Genomic DNA, 5,676 nt, shown 5'->3' on the forward strand with positions numbered 1-5,676 from the left:
CGTCGCCGACAAGGTCCGACAGCGCCCGCGCGGCGGCAACCTTCATGCCCTCGGTCACCCGCGAGGCACGCACGTCGAGCGCCCCGCGGAAGACCCCGGGGACCGCCAGGACGTGGTTGCTCTGGGTGGGGTAGTCGGAGCGACCGGTCGCGACCACGCGGGCGTGGCGGCGCGCGATGTCGGGGTGGACCTCGGGCGTCGGGTTGGCCAGCGCGAAGATGATCGCGTCCTCCGCCATGCGCTCGATCGCCGACTCCCCCACGGTGCCGCCGGACACGCCGATGAACACGTCGGCGCCGTCGAGGGCGTCGGAGAGCTGGCCTGTGCGACCCCACTCGCGCGTCTCATAGGCGAGCTCGGCCTTGATCGGCGTGAGGTCTGTCCTGCCGCGGTGGATGACTCCACGGCGGTCGACCACAGCCAGCATGCGGACACCGCTGGCCTGGAGGATCCGGGCGATCGCGACACCGGCGGCGCCGGCCCCGGAGATGACGACCTTGGTGTCCTCGACCCTCCGACCCGTGAGCCTCAGGGCGTTGAGCAGCGCCGCCAGGGTGACGATCGCCGTACCGTGCTGGTCGTCGTGGAAGACCGGGATGTCCACCCGCGCCTGGAGCGCGCGCTCGATCTCGAAGCAGCGGGGAGCAGCGATGTCCTCGAGGTTGATGCCGCCGAAGCTCGGCGCCATCCGGGCGACCGTGTCGACGAAGTCGCCGGGATCACGCACGTCGAGCGCCAGCGGGATCGCGTCGACCCCGCCGAACTGCTTGAACAGGATCGCCTTGCCCTCCATCACCGGCAGGGACGCCGTCGGCCCGATGTCACCGAGTCCCAGGACCGCCGAGCCGTCGGTGACCACCGCGACCGTGTTGGGGACCCAGGTGTAGTCGTCGGCGACGGAGGGGTCCGCGGCGATGGCCTCGCACACACGGGCGACCCCGGGAGTGTAGGAGAGCGAGAGGTCGTGGGCGTCGCGCAGCGGGGCGGTCGCCGCGATCTCCATCTTGCCGCCGCGGTGTACGTCGAAAACCGGGTCTCCCACGTGCTGCGACGGGAAGGGGAGACGGTCGACTGATTCGGCAACCACGACAGAACCTCACTGGGAAGAAGGGTGAAAGCACGTCCACGACGGCACCAGAGTGCCGCGCAGAGGACGGCCGGTCAGGAACGGGACCGGGAACCGGAGCCCCGCACACGGCCGGTCTGGCCGCGGGAGCGGTGGAGAGGGGGTGACCCGAAGCCCATTGAACCACACGCGTCACTGCTGAGAGGCGCGCGACTCCTCGTCGACGGCCGCGAGGATCCGGCTCGTCCCCGGCGACAGGATGCCCCACAAGACGGCACCGGCGACGACGGCGAAGAGCCCGGACAGCGGCGGGGCAGCCTCACGGAGGTTCCACGCCAGGCCGAGCTGGATGAGCTGCGTGAACACGATGGGTGCCCTCACCCAGGTCTGGAGGCGCCACAGTCCGCGCGCGGAGGCCAGGAGCAGACCGGCGTAGGCGAACAGGAACAGCGAGGTCCCGATCGCCAGGACGGCGCGGTCGGCGTGCAGGTCCAGGAGGTCGAGCGTGGCGAAGACGGCGAGCCCCAGCCCCTCGACGGCCACGAGGAGGACGGCGGCGACGATCCTGACTGTCCGCCCAGGTGTGGTGTGACCCACGGAACAGGCTCCTTCGTTCGGATTGCCCTTGTGTTAACCGGCGTTTATTGCGACGATCTTATTGCTGCTGTTCAGCGCCGGTTTCACGGTGTTTTCCTCCGGGCGCAGGACAAACAGATCGGACGCCCAGAACCCCCTCACCTACGGTAAGGGACTAGTAGGCTTCCGCCCCCGATCGTGAAGTGATTCACAAACCTAAGATCGCGCCCTCCCGCGGTCAGAAGAAAGGACGTTTCGCCATGGACTGGCGTCACCACTCTGCGTGCCTCGACGAGGATCCGGAACTCTTCTTCCCCATCGGGAGTACGGGGCCGGCCATCTCGCAGGTCGAGGAGGCCAAGGTGGTGTGCCGCCGTTGCGACGTCCGCGAGCAGTGTCTCACGTGGGCGCTGGAGTCCGGTCAGGACCACGGCGTCTGGGGTGGCATGAGCGAGGACGAGCGCCGCGCACTCAAGCGTCGCACCGCGCGTGCCCGGATCCGCACCGCCTGACCCCGCGCCCTTCACCGGGCTGCTGCACCTTTTCGTACCGAGGCCCCGTACCCGCCAACCGCGGGACGGGGCCTTCGTCCGTCAGCGTCCCCCGAGCGGCACCTGGATGCGCACGCGCGTGCCACCACCGCCGGTCGCCGGATGCCGTGGGCCGAAGGACAGCACTCCCCCGAGCTCGGACTCCACGAGGGTCGCGACGATCGAGACGCCGAGACTCGTCGTCCCGCGGGGGTCGAACCCCGCGGGCAGTCCGACCCCGTCGTCCAGGACCGCGATGTCGAGCCGGTCACCGCGCCTGTGCGCCTCGACGACGACGTGGCCACGCTCCTCTTCTCCGAAGGCGTGCTCGGCGGCGTTCTGGATCAGCTCGGTGAGCACCATGGCCAGCGGCGTCGCCACCTCGGCAGGAAGCTCCCCGAAACTCCCGATCCGCTCCGTGGTGACGCTCCTGGCTGCCGAGGCGACCTCGGCGACCATGGTGCGCAGCCGGTCGGCGACGTCGTCGAACGGGACCTTCTCGTCGAAGGCCTGACTCAGCGTCTCGTGCACCACGGCGATCGACTCGATCCGTCGCACCGCCTCCTCGAGCGCCTCGCGACCGGCACCGGTGTCCATCCGGCGGGCCTGCAGCCGCAGCAGCGCCTGCACCGTCTGGAGGTTGTTCTTGACCCGGTGGTGGATCTCCCTGATCGTCGCCTCCTTGCTCATCAGCTCCCGCTCACGACGACGCAGCTCCGTCACGTCGCGCAGCAGCACCAGGGCGCCGGACGGCTCCCCCGAGGAACGGAGCGGGATCGAGCGCAGGCTCAGCGACGCGTCACCGTTCTCGAGCTCGGCCTGGGTGACGTTGCGTCCGGTGAGCGCAGGAAGGATCGCTTGCTCGGTGGGACGGTTCGGGGCGCTCAGCAGAGATCTGGTGACCTCCGCGAGGTCGACGCTCTCGAGGTCCCCTGTCACGCCGAGACGACGGAAGGCCGACACGCCGTTGGGGCTGGCATAGATGACCCGGCCGTCAGCGTCGGTGCGGATCAGCCCGTCGCCCACCCGCGGCGAGTGAGACAGGTCGGACTGCTCGCCCAGCAACGGGAACTCGCCCTTGCTGATCATCTCCGTGAGGTCGTCGGCCATCGCGAGGTAGGCGAGCTCGAGCCGGCTCGGCGTCCGCACTCCCAGGAGATTGGTGCTGCGGGCGATCACCGCGATGACGGCCCCGTCGCGGCGTACCGGGATGGTCTCGAGCCGGACCGGGATGTCGTCGCGCCACTCCGGGTCGCCCTCGCGCACCACGCGGCCCTGGCGGAAGGCCGCGTCGATGGTGGGTCGGCGGTTGCGGGGAACGAAGTCACCGACGACGTCGTCGAGGTGCGCCGTCACGCCGGTGGTGGGCCGCATCTGCGCCCCGGCCCAGAATCCTTTGCCCTCCGCATCGGGCAACCACAGGACCAGGTCCGCGAACGAGAGATCGGCAAGGATCTGCCAGTCGGCGACGAGCTGGTGCAGCCACTCCATGTCGGCAGCGTCGAGGCTGGTCTGGTGAGTCGCGACGTCGTCGAGGGAGGGCACGGAGTCCAGCGTATCCAGCGGGCGGCGGAGGCGGTCTGACTGCCGAGACGAGTGTGGGCCGGGTCTCGCCTGCACCGCTCGGCGTGCAAACATGTCCTCGTGTCCGAGTCGTACTGGCGTTCCGTGATCGACGCCGGGATGCATGTCCCGGACGACCGATCACTCAACGACCTCACGCTCGAGCTGATCGACATGCTGGCGAGCCCCGACGCCCACACGCGTGACGCCATCGCCTTCCCGCTGCTGGCGACGTGGATCCACTCCGGCGAGTACGACGCGCTGCTGCGCGGCTTCGGCAACGGCGTCGTCACCGGCCTCCAGACAGGACTCGGCACGCAGGGAGACCTGACGATCCTCCGGCGGTCCTACACGGCGCTCGTGCTGTCCGAGATCATCGTGCGCGACAACGAGATGCAGCTGCTGCCGGCGGCGACCGTGATGGGCTGGGGCGACCAGGCCACGTCGTGGTTCGTGCGCGAGAAGGACCTGCGGGGATGGATCCCGGACGTCGGATGGGCCAACGCCGGGTCTCACGGCGCCGACCTGCTCGGCGCCCTCGCGCGCTCGCCGCACTTCGACAAGCTCGAGCTGACGGTGCTCCTCGACGTCCTGGCCGACCGGCTGCTCTCCCCCACCGAGCACGTGCTGCACCACGGCGAGGAGGACCGGCTGGCGTACGCGGCGATGGCGGTGCTGCACCGCGACGTCGTCGCACCCAACGTCGTCGAGCCGTGGCTCGCTCGACTCGGAGCGGGGACCCGTCGCCCTCGTACCCGCGGCAGCTCGCCGGGTGAGTGGCCGACCCCGGCGGCGTACAACACCTCGCGCTTCCTCCGCGCCCTCTACGTCCAGCTCGCGCTGGGCGTGAAGGGGCGCGTGGAGGTGGTCGGCGACGACGCGCTCTTCGCCACGCCCACCCCGCACCGCGCCGACCTGCTGCTCGCGGTGATCGAGCAGATCCGCGCCGAGACGCCGTGGCTGTTCGCGACGGCCGGCGGGCGACGGACGGTGACCACCGCGCGGTGACCGAGGATTACCCCTGGGTAACCTAGGTCACATGACAGCTGAGACCCCCACCGCGCCCGACGCTCCGGCCCCCGAGGGTCGGGAGGGCCACGGAGGCGACCACGCCCTCGACGCAGCCCGCGCGCACGGCGTGGAGACGATGTTCACCCTCTCGGGTGCCCATGTCTTCCCGCTCTACGACGCCGCGGTGAAGGCCGACCAGCCGATGCGTCTCATCGACGTGCGCCACGAGCCGTCCGCGGTGTTCGCCGCCGAGGCGACGGGGAAGCTCACGCGTACGCCTGGCCTGGCCGTGCTGACGGCCGGACCGGGCGTCACCAACGGCGTCAGCCCCATCGCGCAGGCGCACTTCGCCGGGTCGCCGCTGGTCACGATCGGCGGCCGTGCGGCGACGCACACGTGGGGCATGGGGAGCCTCCAGGAGCTCGACCACCCGCCGATCGTGTCCACCGTCTCGAAGTGGGCGGGCACGGCCAAGACCACCGATGAGATCGGTCCGACGGTCGACCAGGCGTTCGCGCTCGCGGGCTCGTCGCACCGGGGGCCCACGTTCCTGGACGTCCCGATGGACCAGCTCTTCAGCCGGACGACGGCGCCCGCCGACGCCGCGTACGGGAGCCTTCCCGACACGATCGAGCCCGACGACGACCAGGTCGGACAGGTGGCGCGTCTGATCGCCCGGGCAGAGCGTCCCCTCCTCGTCCTCGGGACGGACGTCTGGGCAGACGGCGCCGAGGAGGCGGCTCTGCGGTTCGTCGAGGAGACGGGCATCCCCGCCGTCTCCAACGGCATGGGCCGCGGGGTGGTCCCGCGCGGCCATCGACTGCTCGTCACGAAGGCACGGTCCCAGGCGCTCGGCAAGGCCGACCTCGTCGTGGTCGTGGGGACACCGCTCGACTTCCGCCTCGGCTACGGCGTCTTCGGCGGCAAGGA

The 5,676-nt window shown here is 70.5% G+C and carries 6 protein-coding genes; 3 read left to right on the forward strand and 3 right to left on the reverse strand.

Going from position 1 to position 5,676, the window contains the following annotated elements; translation table 11 throughout:
• A partial coding sequence (locus PV363_RS15440; protein WP_301022791.1) for an NADP-dependent malic enzyme occupies positions 1–1,003 on the reverse strand: 1,003 nt, incomplete at its 3' end.
• A 255-nt stretch (positions 1,004–1,258) separates the two neighbouring features.
• Entirely contained in the window at positions 1,259–1,663 is a 405-nt protein-coding gene (locus tag PV363_RS15445; RefSeq protein ID WP_220344040.1) for a hypothetical protein, read from the reverse strand.
• A 239-nt stretch (positions 1,664–1,902) separates the two neighbouring features.
• On the opposite strand from PV363_RS15445, the gene PV363_RS15450 reads away from it, so the two are divergent.
• The gene (locus PV363_RS15450) at positions 1,903–2,154 is read left to right on the forward strand and encodes a WhiB family transcriptional regulator (RefSeq protein WP_220344039.1); all 252 of its coding nucleotides are present in this window, start codon (positions 1,903–1,905) and stop codon (positions 2,152–2,154) included.
• 81 nt (positions 2,155–2,235) lie between these two features.
• Here PV363_RS15450 and PV363_RS15455 read toward each other — a convergent pair whose 3' ends face one another.
• Positions 2,236–3,717 carry a PAS domain-containing sensor histidine kinase gene (locus PV363_RS15455; RefSeq protein ID WP_220344038.1) on the reverse strand — a complete coding sequence of 494 codons (1,482 nt, stop codon included), beginning with the start codon at positions 3,715–3,717 and terminating at the stop codon, positions 2,236–2,238.
• Between the two features lie 99 nt (positions 3,718–3,816).
• On the opposite strand from PV363_RS15455, the gene PV363_RS15460 reads away from it, so the two are divergent.
• Entirely contained in the window at positions 3,817–4,743 is a 927-nt protein-coding gene (locus PV363_RS15460) for a DUF2785 domain-containing protein (protein ID WP_301022789.1), read from the forward strand.
• Positions 4,744–4,774: 31 nt separating this feature from the next.
• Positions 4,775–5,676 (forward strand): thiamine pyrophosphate-binding protein (locus PV363_RS15465; RefSeq protein WP_301022790.1); only part of this gene is annotated, 902 nt, incomplete at its 3' end.

Origin of the sequence: Mumia sp., from assembly GCF_028803055.1 — a bacterium.
In the GTDB taxonomy this organism is placed as follows: Bacteria; Actinomycetota; Actinomycetes; order Propionibacteriales; family Nocardioidaceae; genus Mumia.

Coding starts and splice junctions, on each gene's coding strand:
- PV363_RS15450 (WP_220344039.1), top strand. CDS start 1,903: ATGGACTGGCGTCACCACTCTGCGTGCCTCGACGAGGATCCGGAACTC.